Raw genomic sequence first — 17,793 nt, forward strand, 5'->3', positions numbered from 1 at the left:
ATGGAGGGCGGGGCGGCTTTGACGGGTCGCCCCTCCCCTTTGGCTACCCGGTCGCGGCATCCGGCACGGGATCGGTTCGGGTACCTGCCGCCGACAGCAGTGCGGTCGACACGCTGGCGATGAACAGGTGTAACCCGAGCAGCGGGACCATCACGATCCCGCCCTCCATCAAGCCCCAACATTCGCCAGTGCAGCGCTGCGCAGGAAGCCCCGTACCCCAGATCACCAGCAGCCATGGCAGCATCAGCATGAGTCGCACCAGCGGCGGCGCGAGTGAGAGCCGGACACGCCACAGCCATGCGGCAATGCGGGCGGGCGCGAGCGACGCCGTCAGTCCCGCCCACAGGATCGTGATCCACGGAAGCCCGCGATCGAGGCCGGGTGCGACCCGAATCGAAAGGACATAGGCGCCAAGCGCCACGGCGATGACGACCGCCAGCACCACTCCTCCCCGCACGCCCAGCCACAACGCGCTACGCCAGCGACGCGCCCGCGCCGTACCCAGACCGTAACCGGTGAGCACCATCACGAAGAATGCGTGCAGATAGATGAAGAGCGCGACGGCGCTCCACAGACCGATTGTCCCCGCCTCCCCCGGCAGATGAGGCAAGAGGGTCATTGGCACGAGGAGCTGAAATCCCAGGCAGACCAGCGCAAGGAGAAAGCCCGTGAGAATCATGGTCGGCAACAGCGCAAGGCTTCGTGACATCGCCGACGAGAGGGTGATGGTGGCCATGTACCAGACTAAGCCCGCGCAGATCGTTCGAGCAACCTCAACGAAAAAGGGCGGCCCCGCAGGACCGCCCTTTTCTGTCTCGTCGCGAAGACTGGATCAGCGCGAGTAGAACTCGACGACCAGATTCGGTTCCATCTTCACCGGATAGGGCACCTCGTCGAGCGACGGGACGCGGGTGAAGGTGATCTTCGATGCGCCATCGGGTGCGATGTAATCGGGGATGTCGCGCTCGGCCAGGCTCTGCGCTTCCATCACCAGCGCCATCTCGCGGGCCTTGCTGCCCAGCTCGACGGTCTCACCGACCTTGATGCGGCGCGAACCGATGTTGCACTTCTCGCCATTCACCTTGACGTGGCCATGGTTGACCAGCTGGCGCGCGGCGAAGATCGTGGGCGCGAACTTGGCGCGATAGACGATCATGTCGAGGCGCATTTCGAGCAGGCCGATCAGGTTCTGACCGGTATCGCCCTTCATCTTCGACGCGTCTTCATAGGCGCGCTTGAACTGTTTCTCGGTCACGTCGCCGTAGTAGCCCTTGAGCTTCTGCTTGGCGCGCAGCTGGATGCCGAAGTCCGACATCTTGCCCTTGCGGCGCTGACCGTGCTGACCGGGGCCATATTCACGCTTGTTGACGGGCGACTTGGGGCGACCCCAAATATTCTCGCCCATCCGGCGATCGAGCTTGTACTTGGCGCTGGAGCGCTTCGACATGTAAAATTCCTACCAATTGCTACGACGTTGACCCGGCCAAAGCTGACCTGATCGCATTTCCGGTATCGCCTGTGCATGCGCACAGGGCCGCTGCTTCACCGGAGTGCAGGGCCGATTGCGAAGGCGGGCGCTTAGCTGCAGCGCCGTACTGAGTCAATCCGGGTCTGGCCGGCGGCGCTCGCGGCGTTCCTCGACGATGCCGGTCGGATCTTCCAGCGCACGCCACTGCGCGGCGGTCTTGCAGATCTTGCGCACGCCCATGCGGCTGCCGGTTTCCTCGTCGATCCGGCAGATTTTGGGCTCTTTGGTCGGCTTGGGCGCTGGCGCCTTCACCTCTTGGATCGGGCTGGCAGCAAACAGCGCGAGAACAACAGTGCCAAGCATGGCAAACTCCTGGTACAGATCAACGCCTTGTACCTCGCCACGCGGCGCCTGCAACCCTTCAGCTGCGGCTGCGCTTCTTGCCCTCAAGCGCCGAGAGCACACCGCGCATCGTCCGCAGTTCCTGCTCGGTCCAGCCCGGTTTGGTCAGCAGGTTGCGCAGCGTCAGGCGCGTCACCCCGACGCGCTCGGGCGGATAGTAATAACCGCTATCGCCGAGCAGCCGCTCGAAATGGCCGATCAGCCCCTCAAGCTCAGCCTGCGGTGCCGGCACGTCCAGCTCAGTGCGCGGCGGCTGGACGAGGCCCTGCGCCTTTGACCATTCATACGCGACGAGGATCACCGCCTGAGCAAGATTGAGCGAGCCGAATTGCGGGTTGATCGGCACGGTCAGGATGGTGCGCGCAAGGTTGACGTCTTCGGTTGCGAGGCCCGAGCGCTCGGCACCGAACAGGATCGCGCACCGGCCCGGAGCCGCATGGATTTCCGCCGCAGCCTCGGCCGGGTTGACGACCGGCTTGGTCACGCCACGCTTGCGCACCGTGGTCGCATAGACGTGCGGACAATCGGCGACGGCCTCCGCCACGCTCTCGAACACCTGTGCGCGTTCGAGCACCACGTCGGCGCCGCTCGCCGCCGGCCCCGCCGACGGGTTGGGCCAGCCGTCGCGCGGCGTCACCAGCCGCATTTCGGTGAGCCCGAAATTGAGCATCGCGCGCGCCGCCTTGCCGATATTCTCGCCAAGCTGCGGGCGGACCAGAACGATGACCGGGTTCACTGCTTCCCGACCTCGCTCACATTGCTGGCGAATGCCTCGAAATCGCGCGCTTCGCGGAAGTCGCGATAGACGCTGGCGAAGCGGATATAGGCGACCGAATCGAGGTGCTTGAGCCCCTCCATCACCATCTCGCCGATCCGCTGCGACGGGATTTCGGGGTCGCCCAGCGTTTCGAGCTGGCGCTGAATGCCCGAGACGAGCTTTTCGACCTGATTGGCGTCGATCGGGCGCTTGCGGCAGGCGAGCGAGACCGAGCGGATCAGCTTGTCGCGGTCGAACGGCTCGCGCTTGTCCTCACTCTTGAGCACGGTCAGCTCGCGCAGCTGGATGCGTTCGAACGTGGTGAAGCGCGCGGCGCAGGCCTCGCACTGGCGACGGCGACGAATCGCGGCGCCGTCTTCGGTGGGGCGGCTATCCTTTACCTGACTCGCCTCGTGGCCGCAGAACGGGCAGCGCATTACTCGGCGCCCTCACGGGCGCACGGCACCAGCCCGCTCCCCCACCCGGCCACCCATAGAATACCCTCCCGGTGGGTGGCCGGGCGGGGGAGCGGGCTGGTGCCGTTCAACCTTATGCCTCCGGGTAGATCGGGAAGCGTTCGCACAGCGCGCGGACGCGCAGCTTGACCGCGGCTTCGACTGCGGGGTCGCCCGCTTCGCCCTTGGTGCGCAGCCCTTCGAGCACATCGGCGATCATGTTGCCGATCTCACGGAACTCGGCGACGCCAAAGCCGCGCGTCGTGCCGGCGGGCGAGCCGACGCGGATGCCGCTGGTCTTGGTCGGAGGCAGCGGATCGTTGGGGATGCCGTTCTTGTTGCAGGTGATGCCCGCGCGCTCCAGCGCCTCGTCGGCATCCTTGCCGGTGACGCCGAGCGGGGTCAGGTCGATCAGCGCGAGGTGGGTGTCGGTGCCGCCCGAGACGACCGCCGCGCCGCGCTCCTTGAGCGTGGCGGCAAGCACCTTCGCATTCTCGACCACTGCCGAGATATAGCCCTTATAATCCGGGCGCAGCGCTTCGCCGAACGCAACCGCCTTGGCCGCGATCACGTGCATCAGCGGGCCGCCCTGCATGCCGGGGAACACCGCCGAGTTGAACTTCTTGGCCAGCGCCTCGTCATTGGTGAGGATCATGCCGCCGCGCGGGCCGCGCAGCGTCTTGTGCGTGGTGGTCGTCGCGACATGCGCGTGCGGGAAGGGCGAGGGATGCTGGCCAGCGGCGACGATGCCGCTGAAATGCGCCATGTCGACCATGAACAGCGCGTCGACCTTGTCCGCGATCGCGCGGAAGCGGGCGAAGTCGATCACGCGCGGATAGGCCGAGCCGCCCGCGATGATCAGGCGCGGCTTATGCTCCAGTGCCAGCGCCTCGACCGCGTCATAGTCGATTAGGTGCGTGACCGGATCGACGCCATACTGGATCGCGTTGAACCACTTGCCGCTCATCGCCGCCTTGGCACCATGCGTCAGGTGGCCGCCGGCATCGAGGCTCATGCCCAGGATCGTGTCACCCGGCTTGACCAGCGCAAGCATCACCGCGCCATTGGCCTGCGCGCCCGAGTGCGGCTGGACGTTGGCGAAGCCACAGCCGAACAGCTGCTTGGCGCGCTCGATCGCCAGCGTCTCGACCGCGTCGGACGGGTGGCAGCCCTGATAGTAACGTTTGCCGGGATAACCCTCAGCGTACTTGTTGGTGAACACGCTGCCCTGCGCTTCGAGCACCGCCTTCGACACGATGTTTTCCGAGGCGATCAGTTCGATCTGATACTGCTCGCGCTCCAGCTCTTCGGCGACGCCGGCGAAGACTGCCGGGTCAGCATCGGCGAGATTGCGGGTGAAAAAGCCGTCTGGCTGAACCTGAGCGAGCGTCTGGGGATTGGTGCTCATCGCGCGGATCCTTTGTCTGGTGGCCGCCGACGGGCAGGTGCGGGCGACCTGTCGCGCACGCCCTTATGCGCTTGGCCGCGATTAGGCCAGATGCGATTGTTGCATGCTGCCCCAAGAAGCTGTTGAAAGCGGTCATGCCCGATCCCGACTCCTCCGCCCGACCGCCCGCCGCCCGTCTTTTGGGGCTGGCCGGACTGCTGCCGCAGCTTGCCGCGCTGGGCGCAGCGCTGGTCGGGCCGGAGGCGTGGTTCTTTCCGGCGCTGGCCACCGCCTATCTCTACGCGGTGCTGATCTTCAGCTTTCTCGGTGGCACCTGGTGGGGGCTGGCGGCGCGGAGCGCGCAGCCGCCGGGCTGGTGCTATGTCGTGGCGGTGCTGCCCTCGCTGATCGCGCTGGCGAGCGCGGTGCCGTGGATGACCGGCGATCCGTGGCCGCAGCCGTCACTGATGCTGATCGGCACGCTGATCCTGCTCTCGCCGCTGGTCGACCGTGCGCTGACGCGGGCGGGGATGGCGCCGGAGTGGTGGCTGGGGCTGCGCGTTCAGCTGTCGGTCGGGCTGGGCCTGACGACGCTGGTGCTCGGCCTTATTCCTTCGCCTTATTAAACCTGCGGTGCCGTGAGCTTGTCTACGCGGCGCTGGTGGCGGTCGCCGCCGAATTGCGTCGCGAGGAAGGCGGTGACGCACGCCTTGGCCATTTCGATCCCGATCAGGCGGGCGCCCATCGCGATGACATTGGCGTCATTATGCTCGCGTGCGAGCGTCGCGGAGAGCGGTTCGGAGACCAAGGCACAGCGCGCGGCGGGGTTGCGGTTGACCGCGATCGAGATGCCGATGCCGCTGCCGCACAGCGCGATGCCGCGCTCCGCGCTGCCATCGGCGATCGCGGCGGCGAGCTTGTAGCCATAATCGGGATAATCGACGCTGGCGCCGCTGTCGGGTCCCAGATCGGCGACATCATGGCCCGCGTCGCGCAGCCAGTCGGCGAGCGCCGCCTTGAGGTCGATCGCGGCGTGATCCGAGGCGATGGCAATGCGCATGAGGAGCGGTTCCGGCGTTGAGGCGAAGTGATGGCGCTCCCTATTGCAGCCACCGCGTAATGGCTACACCATAGATCGAGCGTGGCTGGTGTGGAGTAAAAGCGTGCGATTGATGCTGTGGGTTGGGGCGGCGGCAATGCTGTCCGGGTGCGGCGCGGAGTTGGACAATGCGCAGGAAGCGGCGCTGGTCGAAAACGCGATCGCCAATGCCGAGGCGGTGGCCGAAAATGTGACGCGCGAGGCGCGACGCGACCGGCTGGCTGAGCGCGCGCCGGTGCGTGACGCATGGGTCGGCAAATGGATCGGGGTCGAGGGCATGGTGCTGGAGATCGCCAAGGGCGATGCGCCGGGACGCTATCGCGTCACCAACACCTGGAGCGTCGACGCGGGCGACAGCGGCACGTTCGACGGCCGCGCGAGCGAGGACGGCATCGTGTTTCGCCGCGGCGAGTCTCGGGTCGAACTGGTTGCAGGCGATGGCGATGCGACGGGCCTCAAATGGCTGGCGGGCAAGAAGGATTGCCTGATCGCCACGCCGGGCGAGGGATATTGCCGCGACTGATCGATGACGGTTGCGTGACGCTCATGGTCACGCAGGTGACACGCATCCGCCATAAGCGCGCCCGAAGGGAAGCACCTTTCCCCGGGGAGCCAGTCCGATGGGTTCGAACGCCAGCCAGCCGCGCAACGGGGCCGTGCGCAATGCCGTCCACCGCCATGAGCATCTGAGCAAGGAGGGGCTGCTCGAACGCGCCTTTACCTTCGCGTTCCGGGGGCTGGTCTATGCCCAGATCTGGGAAGACCCCGAGGTCGATATGGAGGCGCTGGCGATCACGCCCGATTGCCATATCGTGACGATCGCGAGCGGTGGCTGCAACGTGCTGTCGTACCTGACCGCCAACCCGGCGAAGATCACCGCGGTCGACCTCAACACCGCGCATATCGCGCTGAACAAATTGAAGCGCGCGGCGGCGGTGCATCTGCCCGACCATGCGGCGTTCCACCGGTTTTTCGCGCAGGCCAATCGGCCGGAGAATGTCGCTGCCTACGAGCAATGGCTGCGCCCGCATCTGGATGACGCGACGCGGCGCTACTGGGAAGGGCGCGATCTGGCCGGGCGGCGGCGGATCAAGGGCTTTGCCGGGGGCTTCTACAAGCGCGGCCTGCTCGGCGGGTTCATCGGCGCAGCGCATCTGCTGGCCAAGTTGTATCGCATCGATCCGCGCGAACTGCTCGCCGCGAAGAGCGTGGAGGAGCAGCGCGCGATCTTTGAGACCCGCCTTGCACCGGTGTTCGACAAGAAATTCGTGCGCTGGCTGATCGACCAGCCGGCGTCGTTGTTCGGCCTCGGCATCCCGCCCGCGCAATATGAGGCGCTGGCGGGCGATGATCCGCGCGGGATCGGCGCGGTTCTGCGTGGGCGGCTGGAGAAGCTCGCCTGCGATTTCGACCTGTCGGACAATTATTTCGCATGGCAGGCATTCGGGCGCGGCTATGGCGAGGGGGCCGACGCGCCGCTGCCGCCGTACCTGCGTGCCGCGAACTACGCGCTGGTCCGCGACCGTGCCGAGCGGGTCGAGGTACGGCACCAGAATTTCGTCGAGTATCTCGATTCGATGCCCGACGGGTCGCTCGACCGCTATATCCTGCTCGACGCGCAGGACTGGATGACCGATGCGCAGCTGACCCGGTTGTGGACCGCGATCACCCGGACCGCCAAGCCAGGTGCACGGGTGCTGTTCCGTACCGCCGCAGCGCCGACGCTGTTGCCGGGGCGGGTGCCCGACGCGATTCTCGATCGCTGGGACTATGCCGAGGCCGAGTCGCTTGGCTTTACCGCACGCGACCGTTCGGCCATTTATGGCGGCGTGCACCTTTACCGCCTTAAGCCGTGACAGCGGAATCCGGTCATGCCGGGCGCATGGACGCCGTCTATGCGATGCAGCGGCACATCTATGACGCGACGCGCAAATATTATCTCTTGGGGCGCGACCGGCTGATCGACCATCTGGCACCACCGCCGGGCGGCACGGTGCTGGAGGTCGGCTGCGGCACCGCGCGCAACCTGATCCTCGCTGCGCGCCGCTGGCCGCAGGCGCGTTTCTATGGCGTCGATATTTCCGAAGCGATGCTGGAGACGGCGCGGGCCAAGGTCGCCAAGGCCGGGCTGTCGGACCGGATCGTGCTGGCACAGGGCGATGCCACGGCGTTCGACCCGCAGGCGCTGTTCGGGGCCGCCGCATTCGACCGGGTGTTTGCGAGCTATACGCTGTCGATGATCCCCGACTGGGTCGGCGCGATCGCACAGGGTGCGCGGGTGCTAGCGCCGGGCGGGGTGCTGCACATCGTCGATTTTGGGCAGCAGGAGCGGATGCCGCACTGGTGGCGGCGGATGCTGTTTGGCTGGCTCGCCCGGTTCCACGTGGCCCCGCGCCGCGAGCTTCCGGTCGCGGTCAAGCATGTCGCGCGCAATCATGGCTATGATTTCGGGTTCGAGACGCTGCTGCGCGGCTATGCCTGGGCAGCGATGGTGCGCGCCTGACATAGTCTGACGCGTCTTGTCCGGATCGCGCGGCGCTGTACCATCGGCGCGACGAACGGCGGGAGCAGGATATGGACCGGCGAACGATGTTGAGCGTGCCGCTGGCGCTGGCGGCAAGCGGCGTGGCCCCGGCGCGCGGGCAGAGCGCGCCGCTCAAGTCCAACCAGACGCCTGAAGCCAACCGCGCGATCGATGCCGCGCTGGCCGGCTGGCCGATGGTGCTGCACGGGCCGGGCAAGCGGCCCGACATCGTCATCCTGACCTTGAAAAGCTGCGGCTTTTGCCGCGCGCTCCATCGCGACTTCCCCCAGCCGTCGCGCGGGCGCACCTATGGCTATCTAATCGGTACCTTTGTCACCGACAAAAAGGCGGTGGCGCTGTCGCTCTTCAAGAACCCGACCGTCGCCAATTTTCAGGCCTATATGGCCGGGACGCTGGAGCCCCAGGCGGGCACGCCGACCGCGGCGGACAATGCGCTGTATCTGGGCGTGCGCGACAAGCTGCTGGCGTTGCACGCGCTGGGATTGCGCGGAACCCCGTTGGTGATGATCCGGCGGCCCGATGGATGGCATGCCGCGACCGGCTTTGGCGCTGCGGCAAGGGAGCGGATGACGCGCTACGGCTAATCTGCCCAACCCCAAGGTAACGGCGGAGTAGCGATCGGCTTGGTCAGGTCGAACTCCACCCGGAAATGGCGGCCGGGGCGGCGCAGTTCATAGGCGAAGCGCGTCGGCGTCACCTCCATCGCCCAGACATTGGTGACCGATACGGCGCGATCATTGGCGCGGAACAGCGCGATCGAGTCGGCGTCGACCGGGAAGTCCTGCCGCTCCGCCGTCCCGGGCGTGGCGGTGTCGCCGCCATACATCGTCAGCACGTCGCTGGTGCCGTCCTGATGCCTGTGGTCGTGCTTGAGCCGAACGCCGGTCGCGGTGCGGGTCAGCACCCAGGTGCGCGAGCGATCCTCGCCGACATGGAAGGGGACGCGGACGCGGTCGGACTCGCACGCCGCGACGTGCATCACCAACGGCTTCCCCGCGAAGTCCGCGTCGGCGGGGTCGGTGGTGACGACGCGCCCGGCATAGGCCTTGCCGCAATGCGCGGCGAGCGCGCGCATGAACCCGTCCTGCGGATCGGGCGCACGTCCCTGCCCCGTGCAGCCGGTCAGCGCGAGCGCGGCGGTGGCGAAGAGAGCGGCCCTCATTTCCCACCCCGCGCCTGCTTGCGCATCGACCCGCGCATGAAGCGCGCCGCGAACCACATGCGGCGCGCGGTCTTGCCGACCAACGTATGCAGCTGGTCGCCATGCACGGCTTCCCAGGCGAGGCGCGCCGCCTCTTCGACCGGGGTGAATTCCAGCCGCGCCGCCTTGACCCGTTCGCGCATCGTCGAATTGCTGCCTACGGGCAGGCCGTCGAGGATCGCGGTGTCGATGAAGCTGGGCATCAGCGCGCGGACGCGGATGCCGTCGGCGACCCATTCACCGTCGAGCGATTCGGTGAAGCCTCGCACCGCGAACTTGGTCGCCGAATAGATCGCGACCCCGCCGGTGCCATAGATGCCCGCCGCCGACGCGGTGTTAAGCAGGCAGCCGCCGCTGGCTTTCAGATATTTGTGCCCGGCATGCGCGCCCCACACCACGCCCATCAGGTTGATGCCGACGCAGCGCTGCAGCTCCTCCACCGGCGTCGCGGCGAACACCCCGCCGACGCCGATCCCGGCATTGTTGAACAGCACGTCGAGCCGCCCGCCGCTTGACGCAGTGAACTCCGCCAGCGCGCCATCCCACGCCGCGCGGTCGCGCACGTCGAGCGTGTGGCAGGTCACCGGCGCATCGCCGAGCAGCGCGGCGGTTTCCGCCATCCCCGCCTCGCTGATATCGGCAAGCCCGACGCGCCAGCCGCGCGCGGAAAAGTAGCGGGCGACCGCGCGTCCGATTCCGGAACCGCCCCCGGTGATGAAAATCGCCTGCAGGGCGCCCTCCCCTATGTTTTTGACCTTGGGTGGATCATTCCCCATCATGCGCCCCGATGCCAGCGCAAACCGGCCCGTCGATCGCCCTGCAGGGCGTGTCCAAGTCGTTCGGGGCCGTCCGCGCGCTCGATTCGGTGTCGCTGGCCATCGCGGCGGGCAGCTTTGTCGCGCTGGTCGGCCAGTCCGGATCGGGAAAATCGACGCTTCTCAAGACGATCAACCGGCTGGTCGAGCCGCATAGCGGCGCGGTGACGATCAATGGCGCGGATGTGCGGACGCGGCCGACGCATCTGGTGCGTCGCCATATCGGATATGTCTTTCAGTCGATCGGGCTGTTTCCGCACATGACGGTTGGTGAAAATATCGCGATCGGGCTGCGTATCGCCGGCGCGCGTGACAATGGCGCGCGGGTGGCGGAGTTGCTGGCGCTGGTCGATCTGCCGGGCGATGTCGCGGCGCGGATGCCGGATCAGCTGTCGGGCGGGCAGCGGCAGCGCGTCGGCGTGGCGCGCGCGCTGGCAACGCAGCCGGGGTGCCTGTTGATGGACGAGCCGTTCGGTGCGCTTGATCCAGTGACGCGCGACGAACTGGGCCGGGCGGTGCGCGCGCTGCACGACCGGCTGGGGCTGACCACGCTGATGGTCACGCATGACATGGCCGAGGCGCTGTTGATCGCCGACCGGGTGCTGGTGATGCAGGACGGGCGGATCGTCGCCGATGCGACTCCCGTGGAGCTGGCACGTGGCGGGGGTGGCGCGGAGGCACAGGCGTTGATCGCCGTGCCGATGCGCCAAGCCGATGCGCTCGAGGCGCTGAAGGCATGAGCATCGCCTTTGCCCGCGTGCCCGAATTGATGGCGAGCCATTTGCTGCTGGCGATGGCGGCGCTCGCGCTCGGGATCGCGATCAGCCTGCCGCTGGCGGTCGCGGCGGCGCGGCATCCGCGACTGGGGCGCGTGGTGCTGGGCGCGGCGAGCCTGATCCAGACGATCCCGTCGCTGGCGCTGCTCGCCTTGTTCTACCCGGTGTTGCTGGCCTTGCGCGGCGTGGTGGGCGATTGGGTGCCTGCACTTGGCTTTTTGCCCGCCCTGCTCGCGCTGACGCTCTATGCGATCCTGCCGGTGCTGCGGAATGCGACGACGGCGCTGGTGACACTCGATCCGGCGCTGCGTGAGGCGGCAGATGGCGTGGGGATGACCGCGCGGCAGAAGCTATGGCTGGTCGAGGCGCCGATCGCCGCGCCGGTGGTGATGGCGGGCATCCGCACGGCGGCGGTGTGGACGATCGGCGCGGCGACCTTATCCACCACGGTCGGGCAGCCGAGCCTGGGCGACCTGATCTTTGCGGGATTGCAGACGCAGAATTGGGCGCTGGTGCTGGCCGGGTGCATCGGCGCGGCGGCGCTGGCGCTGGGGGTCGATTTGATCCTGAGCGTGGCCGAGGGCGGCATCCGCAACCGCATGCCGATGCTGGTGCGGATGAGCGCGGGGACGCTGCTCGCCGCGATCTGCGCCGCCGCATTTGCGCTCGCCCCGGTGGCGGGCGGGCAGACGGTGGTGGTCGGCGCGAAGGGCTTTTCGGAGCAATTCATCCTCGCCCGCCTGATCGGCCAGCGGATGGAGGCGGCGGGCTATCGCGTCGAATATCGCGAGGGGCTGGGGTCGGCGGTGGCGTTCGGGGCGCTCGCCGGGGGCGATGTCGATGTCTATGTCGATTATTCGGGGACGATCTGGACCAACCAGATGCAGCGCAGCGATGTGCCGCCGCGTGAGGCGATCGTCACCGGCGTGGGCGACTGGGCGCGGGCCGAACATGGCGTCGGCATGTTGGGATCGCTGGGGTTCGAAAATGCCTATGCATTTGCGATGCGCGGCGAGGATGCGCGGCGGCGCGGGATTGTGACGTTGGCCGATCTGGCGGCGCAGGCACCGGGGCTGAACCTGGCCACCGATGTCGAGTTTCTGGAGCGGCCCGAATGGCGGGCGGTGCGCGATGCCTATGGCCTGCGCTTCAAATCGGCGCGGCCGTATCAGCCGACCTTCATGTACCGTGCGCTGGCGAGCGGGACGGCGGATGTGATTCCGGCCTTTTCCTCCGACGGGCGGATCGCGGCGGATAAACTGGTGGTGCTGGACGATCCCAAGCGGGCGATTCCCGGCTATGACGCGATCCTGCTGGTCGCGCCGGAGCGGGCGGAGGATGCGCGGTTCCAGGCGGCGCTGCGTCCGCTGGTCGGCAAGATCCCGGTCGCCGCGATGCGCGAGGCGAATTTGATGGTGGACCGGGACGTGGACAAGCGGACGCCGGACGACGCGGCGCGGTGGCTGGCGGCGAAGCTGGGTCTTTAGTCCACCAGCGCGTCGATCGCGCGGGCCATGTCGATGTCGCGGCCCGACAGGCCGCCGGCGTCGTGGGTGGTCAGGAGGATGTCGACCCGGTTCCATACGTTCGACCATTCGGGGTGATGGTCGGCCTTTTCCGCGAGCAGCGCGACCTGGGTCATGAACGCGAAGGCCTGGCTGAAATCGTCGAAGGTGAAGCTGCGCGTGATCGCGTCGCGGCCCGTGTCGTGATCCCATTCGGGCAGGCCTTCGAGCGCGTCGTCGCGTTCCGCCTGGCTCAGTTGTTCGACCATTCTTCCCCTCCGTTGCTGGGTGCGGCATAGCGCGGGTTGATGGCAGACAAAACCGAGACTTTCGCGCCGAGTGCGGAACAGATGGAAACGCTCGCGCGCGCGGCGCTGGCGCGGATTCCCGAGCCGTTTGCGAGCCATTTGCCCGACATCGTGCTGATCGTGGAAGATTTTGCCGATGAGGACACGCTGCGCGAGATGGGGATGGAGGATCCGTTCGAACTGACCGGCCTCTATTCCGGGCGGCCGGTGGGTGAGAAGGAGGGGTTCGCGATCGGCGAGATTCCGCAGCCCGACACGATCCACCTCTACCGCGTCCCGCTGCTCGCCGAATGGGTCGAGACCGGGGTGAGCCTGGAGGCGCTGGTTACGCATGTCGTGGTGCATGAGGTCGGGCATCATTTCGGGCTGTCCGACGAGGATATGCACGCGCTGGAAGACAGCGTCGCGTGAGCGATGCGGCAATTCGGCTGGAGGGCGTGGCGTGTGCGCGCGGCGGGCGGATGCTGTTCGAGGGGCTTGATCTGGCGCTGGAGCCGGGTGGTGGGGTGCTGGTGACCGGGCCAAATGGCGCGGGGAAGTCGAGTTTGATCCGTATCGTTGCGGGGCTGTTGCGGGCGAGTGCGGGGCGGGTTTCGGTTCGCGGTGAACGCGCCTTGCTGGCCGAGGCGGCGGGGCTGGATCCGGAATTGCCGGTGGGCGAGGCGTTGCGGTTCTGGGCCGGGCTGGACCGGCGGCGCGATGCGGTCGCGGGGGCGCTGGAGGCGGTCGGGTTGATGCATTTGTATCCGGTGCCGGTGCGGATGTTGTCGACCGGGCAGCGGCGGCGCGTCGGGATTGCGCGGGTGGTGGCGAGCGGGGCGCCGATCTGGTTGCTCGACGAGCCGGCCAATGGGCTGGACCATGGTGCGATCGGCGTGCTGGGCGGACTGGTCGCGGCGCACCGCGCCGCGGGCGGGATTGCGGTGGTGGCGACGCATCTGCCGATCCGGATGCAGGGCGCGGGCGAGATCGTGATCGGGGGCAGCGTATGAGCGGTTCTCAACCCCAAGCTCTGAAGAGCGGCATGTTCTCCTGCGAAAGCAGGAGTCCAGAGTTTATGAGGGCGATCGCTTTTTGGCTCTGGACCCCTGCTTTCGCAGGGGAACATCAGGGCTGTCTCACATGAGCGGCTTTACCTCCCTCGTTGCCCGCGAACTGCGGCGGGCATGGGCGGCGGGCGGGCTGACGCTGCCCATCGCCTTCTTCCTGCTGGTGGCCGTGTTGTTCCCGTTTGCGGTGGGGCCGGAGCCGAAATTGCTGGCGCGGATCGGCGGCGGGGTGATCTGGGCGGCGGCGTTGCTCGCCGCGCTGCTGCCGGTCGAGCGGCTGGTTGCGCCCGATCTGGAGAGCGGGGTGCTCGATCAGCTGGCAGTGCGCGGCTGGAACGATGCGAGCGTCGCGGCGGCGAAGATCGTCGGGCATTGGCTGGGCTTTGCGCCCGCCTTGCTGCTGGCGTGCGTGGTGGCGAGCGGGTTGCTGAACCTGTCGCTGGAACAGGCGCTGGCGGCGGGGTTGAGCCTGTTGATCGGCACTCCGGGGCTGGCCGCACTCGGCGTCGCGACCGCCGCGCTGACGGCAGGGCTGCGCGGCGCGGGCGCGGTGGCGGGGCTGGTGATGCTCCCCTTCGCGGTGCCGCTGCTGATCTTTGGCGCGGGGGCGATGGGGAATGATCCGAGCGCGGTGAAGCTGCTGGGCGCGGTAAGCTTGCTGCTGGTGGCCGGGTGCCCGTTTGTGGCGGGGGCGGCTATGCGGATGGGCCGGGGGTAAGCGGCTCCACACAACTTTGGCTGATGACGCACTAACTAGGAGTAATCTGTTTCCGCCTCAGCCCCGTCCGCGAGAAACATTGTGTCCTCGTCGGTGTAGATCGTAAGTTGAGGATCGCCCTGGTCAGTCTCATATTCGATACGAAGCGGCGCACCAGCACCATCAGCTTCGGAGCTATCTTCGTAATAGAGTGTGACTTCCTGACCGGGAGCAAGACGATACCTGGCGGTCGAAAGCTCCAAAAAGAGGATCAACGATCGTTCACCGTTGTTCTTGAACACCTGTTTCAAACGGGTCATCTGCCTCTCCTAACGACTCCACCGCGCAAAGATCGCGGTCGGCAGCACCAGTCCCCTGGCCTCCTCCCGCACGCCGAGTTCGCCGCATTCGACCTTGCCGCCCAAGTCGGCGAAATGCTGGTTGAGCAACTCGCCGATCGCCAGCGCGGACATGCGGATCGCGTAGACGGTGAGGAAGAGGAAGCGCGAGTCGGCGTCGAGCAGCTGGCGGCAATCGGCGATCAGGCCGGGAAGGTCGCGTTCGAGTTGCCAGACTTCGCCGGTCGGGCCGCGGCCATATTTGGGCGGGTCGAGCAGGATGCCGTCATAGCGGCGGCCGCGACGCACCTCGCGCGCGACGAACTTGGCGGCGTCGTCGATGATCCAGCGGACCGGCTTGTCGTTCATCCCCGACAGCGCGGCGTTGCCCTTGGCCGCCTCGACCGATTTCTTGGACGCATCGACATGGACGAGTTTGGCGCCCGTTGCCGCCATCGCCAGCGTGCCGACGCCGGTATAGCCGAACAGGTTCATGACCTCGGGCGCATCGACCCCGGCGGTCTGCTCGCGCATCCAGCTCCACACCGGCGCCATGTCGGGGAAGAAGCCGAGATGGCGGAAGGGGGTGGTTTGGGCGGTGAACTTCGCCTCGTTCCACGCCAGCGGCCAGCCTTCACGCGGCACGGGTTTGGTGAACACCCAGCGGCCGCCGCCTTCGTCATCGGGGGCGGGCATGAATTCGCCATGCGCGTCCCAGTCGGGCGACGCGGGCGCCCACATCGCCTGCGGCTCGGGGCGGATGAAGCGGTAGTCGCCATAGCGTTCGAGCTTGCGGCCATGGCCGGAGTCGACGAGGCCGTAGTCGGCCCAGGGCTCGCCGGTGAGGGTGATGAGGTTCATGAGGGTCCCATAACCCGTTTGCCCTGAGCTTGTCGAAGGGCGGTCTGCGGCCCTTCGATAGGCTCAGGGCGAACGGGGGTTAGTCGCGTTTGGGCGTCGCCCGCTCCGCCACATAGCTGGTGATTGCCTCGAACGTCGCGGGCAGCACGTCGTAGCGCTCTTCTCGGTCGAACAGGTCGCCGACTCGTGCGGGCAAAGTCGGGCGGATGCCGGTGGCGCGCTCGACCGCGTCGTCGAACTTGGCCGGGTGCGCGGTGGCGAGGGTCACGATCGGCACGTGCGGCGGGAGCGCGACGCGCTGCGCGGCGGCGAGGCCGATGGCGGTGTGGGGGTCGAGGACCTCATCGGCGCGGGCATGCGCCCAGGCCATGGCGCGCGACATGTCGTCCGCCTCGATCCGGTCGCTCGCGAACAAGGATGCCGCGCCCTGTTGCTGGGCGTTGGTCAGGCGCATCGCCTTGCTCGATTCGAATCCGGCCATTTGCGCCGCGAGCGCGGGGCCGTCGCGCCCGGCAAGGTCGAACAACAGGCGTTCAAAGTTCGAGCTGACCTGAATGTCCATGCTCGGCGCGGCGGTCGGGGTGACCGTGCCGGCGGAATAGTCGCCGCTCGACAATGCGCGGTGGAGGATGTCGTTGACGTTGGTCGCGACGATCAGCTTGGCGACCGGCAGTCCCATCTTGGCCGCGACGTACCCTGCGAACACATCGCCGAAATTGCCGGTGGGGACGCTGAACGCCACTTCGCGTTGCGGGGCACCGAGGCGGACGGCGGCGTAGAAATAATAGACCACCTGCGCCATCAGCCGCGCCCAGTTGATCGAATTGACCGCGGTGACGTGGAAGCGGCCCGAGAAACCGGGATCGTTGAACATCGCCTTCACGAGGCGCTGGCCGTCGTCGAAGCTGCCCTCGATCGCGATATTGTGCACGTTCGGCGCAAGCACCGTGGTCATCTGGCGGCGCTGAACGTCGCTCACCCGCCCCTTGGGGTGGAGCATGAAGATGTCGATGCCCTCACGCCCGGCCACCGCGTCGATCGCCGCGGAGCCGGTGTCGCCGCTGGTCGCGCCGACGATGGTCAGGTGCCGGGTGGTGCCGGTCAGGAACTTTTCGAACAACAGCCCGAGCAGCTGGAGCGCGACATCCTTGAACGCGAGCGTGGGCCCGTGGAAGAGTTCGAGCAGGAAATGGCGGTGGTCGAGCTGGACCAGCGGGGTCACGGCGTCATGGCTGAACCGGCCATAGGCGCGGGTGCACAGGTCGCGCAGCTCGTCTTGCGTCAGACTACCCGCGACGAACGGGGCCATGACGCGCACGGCGGTTTCGACATAGGACAGGCCGGCCATATCGGCGATCTGGTCGGTGGTGAAGCGCGGCCATTCGACCGGGATGTACAGCCCGCCGTCGCTCGCCAGTCCGGCGAGGGTGACTTCACGGAAATCGAGTTCGGGCGCGGTGCCGCGCGTGCTCTGGTAGCGCATGGGAGGGGGAACTAGCCCCCGCATCGGCAGGCGGCAAGAAAGACTAGCTTTGCGGGGGCGACAATCCCAGCAGCGCGCGCGCGGTTGATCGCCACCGCCTCTTTTCCACGCCCCTCACATTTTCGCAGTCTTTCAGCGTGTCCAGATAGGCCGCAAGCAGTGGCAGCTCGACATCGGCTGGATCACCTTCGAACGGGTGGGCGTAGATCGCATTGCCGTAGTTGCGCACGCACTTTTCCGGCGTGTCATCAACGATCAGGATTCGGTCGAGCGGCCATCCGAGCTTCTTGGCCTTGGCCAGCGGCTTGACATAGTGCCGGTGGTCCGTCGGCCAATAGAGATAGTCGTCAGAGTGGATGATGCGGGGGAGTGTCGCCCGCGAACGGCCCCAAACGAAGTGCAGGGCGTCAGAGCCGAAAATCTCGCCGACGATCAGCTCGACATAATCGTCAGATGCTGAGGACCAAACTGCCAGGTCGTAGGACTGAGCGACAGACGCCAGAAACGCGTCCAGATGCGGACGCCGGTAGACATGATAGCCGCACACCGTGAAATCTGCCGGCCGGTCCAGCGGTGCCTCGCTCGCGTGAACCAAGGTCTCGTCCAGATCCAGAACAAGCAGGATCCGGTCACGTTCGCGACTCACG

General features: G+C 67.1%; 24 protein-coding genes. 10 read left to right on the plus strand and 14 right to left on the minus strand.

What is annotated here, in order from left to right; translation table 11 throughout:
- Positions 1–43 precede the first annotated feature (43 nt).
- The 6 genes from K9B35_RS10315 to glyA form a co-directional block, all read right to left on the minus strand.
- Entirely contained in the window at positions 44–619 is a 576-nt protein-coding gene (locus K9B35_RS10315; RefSeq protein ID WP_224921758.1) for a hypothetical protein, read from the minus strand.
- A gap of 213 nt (positions 620–832) precedes the next feature.
- Complete coding sequence (gene rpsD / locus K9B35_RS10320) at positions 833–1,447, minus strand: 30S ribosomal protein S4 (RefSeq protein WP_224921759.1); 615 nt, start codon at positions 1,445–1,447, stop codon at positions 833–835.
- A gap of 153 nt (positions 1,448–1,600) precedes the next feature.
- A complete protein-coding gene (locus tag K9B35_RS10325) occupies positions 1,601–1,885 on the minus strand; it encodes a hypothetical protein (protein WP_224921760.1) in 285 nt (94 codons plus the stop codon).
- Between the two features lie 4 nt (positions 1,886–1,889).
- Positions 1,890–2,606 carry an RNA methyltransferase gene (locus tag K9B35_RS10330; protein WP_224921761.1) on the minus strand — a complete coding sequence of 239 codons (717 nt, stop codon included), beginning with the start codon at positions 2,604–2,606 and terminating at the stop codon, positions 1,890–1,892.
- Entirely contained in the window at positions 2,603–3,064 is a 462-nt protein-coding gene (gene nrdR, locus K9B35_RS10335) for a transcriptional regulator NrdR (RefSeq protein ID WP_224921762.1), read from the minus strand. Before nrdR ends, K9B35_RS10330 begins: the two co-directional genes overlap by 4 nt.
- Before the next feature lie 112 nt (positions 3,065–3,176).
- Positions 3,177–4,490 carry a serine hydroxymethyltransferase gene (glyA, locus tag K9B35_RS10340; protein ID WP_224921763.1) on the minus strand — a complete coding sequence of 438 codons (1,314 nt, stop codon included), beginning with the start codon at positions 4,488–4,490 and terminating at the stop codon, positions 3,177–3,179.
- 134 nt (positions 4,491–4,624) lie between these two features.
- On the opposite strand from glyA, the gene K9B35_RS10345 reads away from it, so the two are divergent.
- Entirely contained in the window at positions 4,625–5,095 is a 471-nt protein-coding gene (locus tag K9B35_RS10345; protein WP_224921764.1) for a DUF3429 domain-containing protein, read from the plus strand.
- Here K9B35_RS10345 and rpiB read toward each other — a convergent pair.
- A complete protein-coding gene (gene rpiB, locus K9B35_RS10350) occupies positions 5,092–5,529 on the minus strand; it encodes a ribose 5-phosphate isomerase B (protein ID WP_224921765.1) in 438 nt (145 codons plus the stop codon). The genes K9B35_RS10345 and rpiB overlap by 4 nt on opposite strands.
- 112 nt (positions 5,530–5,641) lie before the next feature.
- Between rpiB and K9B35_RS10355 the strand changes: the two genes are divergently transcribed.
- From K9B35_RS10355 to K9B35_RS10370, 4 genes are all read left to right on the plus strand, one after another.
- On the plus strand, positions 5,642–6,091 hold the full coding sequence (locus tag K9B35_RS10355; protein WP_412103469.1) for a hypothetical protein: 450 nt from the start codon (positions 5,642–5,644) through the stop codon (positions 6,089–6,091).
- Between the two features lie 97 nt (positions 6,092–6,188).
- Positions 6,189–7,424 (plus strand): DUF3419 family protein, encoded by a 1,236-nt coding sequence (locus tag K9B35_RS10360; RefSeq protein WP_224921767.1) that lies wholly within the window; start codon positions 6,189–6,191, stop codon positions 7,422–7,424.
- A 26-nt stretch (positions 7,425–7,450) separates the two neighbouring features.
- Entirely contained in the window at positions 7,451–8,071 is a 621-nt protein-coding gene (locus K9B35_RS10365) for a class I SAM-dependent methyltransferase (RefSeq protein ID WP_224921768.1), read from the plus strand.
- A 71-nt stretch (positions 8,072–8,142) separates the two neighbouring features.
- The gene (locus K9B35_RS10370) at positions 8,143–8,697 is read left to right on the plus strand and encodes a hypothetical protein (RefSeq protein ID WP_224921769.1); all 555 of its coding nucleotides are present in this window, start codon (positions 8,143–8,145) and stop codon (positions 8,695–8,697) included.
- Here K9B35_RS10370 and K9B35_RS10375 read toward each other — a convergent pair.
- Positions 8,694–9,275: a hypothetical protein gene (locus K9B35_RS10375; RefSeq protein ID WP_224921770.1), complete on the minus strand. Its 582-nt coding sequence runs from the start codon at positions 9,273–9,275 to the stop codon at positions 8,694–8,696. The two genes, K9B35_RS10370 and K9B35_RS10375, sit on opposite strands and share 4 nt — an antisense overlap.
- A complete protein-coding gene (locus K9B35_RS10380) occupies positions 9,272–10,090 on the minus strand; it encodes an SDR family oxidoreductase (RefSeq protein ID WP_224921771.1) in 819 nt (272 codons plus the stop codon). The genes K9B35_RS10375 and K9B35_RS10380 overlap by 4 nt, the downstream gene beginning before the upstream one ends.
- An 11-nt stretch (positions 10,091–10,101) precedes the next feature.
- Here K9B35_RS10380 and K9B35_RS10385 point away from each other — a divergent pair, with 11 nt between their 5' ends.
- Together K9B35_RS10385 and K9B35_RS10390 are read left to right on the plus strand one after the other, a co-directional pair.
- Complete coding sequence (locus K9B35_RS10385; protein WP_224921772.1) at positions 10,102–10,869, plus strand: ATP-binding cassette domain-containing protein; 768 nt, start codon at positions 10,102–10,104, stop codon at positions 10,867–10,869.
- A complete protein-coding gene (locus K9B35_RS10390) occupies positions 10,866–12,392 on the plus strand; it encodes an ABC transporter permease/substrate-binding protein (RefSeq protein WP_224921773.1) in 1,527 nt (508 codons plus the stop codon). Before K9B35_RS10385 ends, K9B35_RS10390 begins: the two co-directional genes overlap by 4 nt.
- Here the strand turns inward: K9B35_RS10390 and K9B35_RS10395 are convergent.
- Positions 12,389–12,679, minus strand: coding sequence for a 4a-hydroxytetrahydrobiopterin dehydratase (locus K9B35_RS10395; RefSeq protein ID WP_066660334.1), 291 nt, complete (start codon positions 12,677–12,679; stop codon positions 12,389–12,391). The two genes, K9B35_RS10390 and K9B35_RS10395, sit on opposite strands and share 4 nt — an antisense overlap.
- Positions 12,680–12,718: 39 nt before the next feature.
- Between K9B35_RS10395 and K9B35_RS10400 the strand changes: the two genes are divergently transcribed.
- The 3 genes from K9B35_RS10400 (at position 12,719) to K9B35_RS10410 (ending at position 14,485) form a co-directional block, all read left to right on the plus strand.
- On the plus strand, positions 12,719–13,129 hold the full coding sequence (locus K9B35_RS10400; protein WP_224921774.1) for a metallopeptidase family protein: 411 nt from the start codon (positions 12,719–12,721) through the stop codon (positions 13,127–13,129).
- Positions 13,126–13,710 (plus strand): heme ABC exporter ATP-binding protein CcmA, encoded by a 585-nt coding sequence (gene ccmA / locus K9B35_RS10405; RefSeq protein WP_224921775.1) that lies wholly within the window; start codon positions 13,126–13,128, stop codon positions 13,708–13,710. The genes K9B35_RS10400 and ccmA overlap by 4 nt, the downstream gene beginning before the upstream one ends.
- Before the next feature lie 130 nt (positions 13,711–13,840).
- On the plus strand, positions 13,841–14,485 hold the full coding sequence (locus K9B35_RS10410; protein WP_224921776.1) for a heme exporter protein CcmB: 645 nt from the start codon (positions 13,841–13,843) through the stop codon (positions 14,483–14,485).
- Positions 14,486–14,520: 35 nt separating this feature from the next.
- Here K9B35_RS10410 and K9B35_RS10415 read toward each other — a convergent pair whose 3' ends face one another.
- The 4 genes from K9B35_RS10415 to K9B35_RS10430 form a co-directional block, all read right to left on the minus strand.
- Positions 14,521–14,784 (minus strand): hypothetical protein, encoded by a 264-nt coding sequence (locus K9B35_RS10415; RefSeq protein WP_224921777.1) that lies wholly within the window; start codon positions 14,782–14,784, stop codon positions 14,521–14,523.
- A 9-nt stretch (positions 14,785–14,793) separates the two neighbouring features.
- Positions 14,794–15,663 carry a class I SAM-dependent methyltransferase gene (locus K9B35_RS10420; protein ID WP_224921778.1) on the minus strand — a complete coding sequence of 290 codons (870 nt, stop codon included), beginning with the start codon at positions 15,661–15,663 and terminating at the stop codon, positions 14,794–14,796.
- Between the two features lie 79 nt (positions 15,664–15,742).
- Entirely contained in the window at positions 15,743–17,146 is a 1,404-nt protein-coding gene (gene thrC / locus K9B35_RS10425; RefSeq protein WP_224921779.1) for a threonine synthase, read from the minus strand.
- Between the two features lie 43 nt (positions 17,147–17,189).
- The gene (locus tag K9B35_RS10430; protein ID WP_224921780.1) at positions 17,190–17,792 is read right to left on the minus strand and encodes an NIF family HAD-type phosphatase; all 603 of its coding nucleotides are present in this window, start codon (positions 17,790–17,792) and stop codon (positions 17,190–17,192) included.
- Position 17,793 lies beyond the last annotated feature (1 nt).

The organism is Sphingomonas sp. R647 (assembly GCF_020177055.1).
GTDB lineage: Bacteria > Pseudomonadota > Alphaproteobacteria > Sphingomonadales > Sphingomonadaceae > Sphingomonas.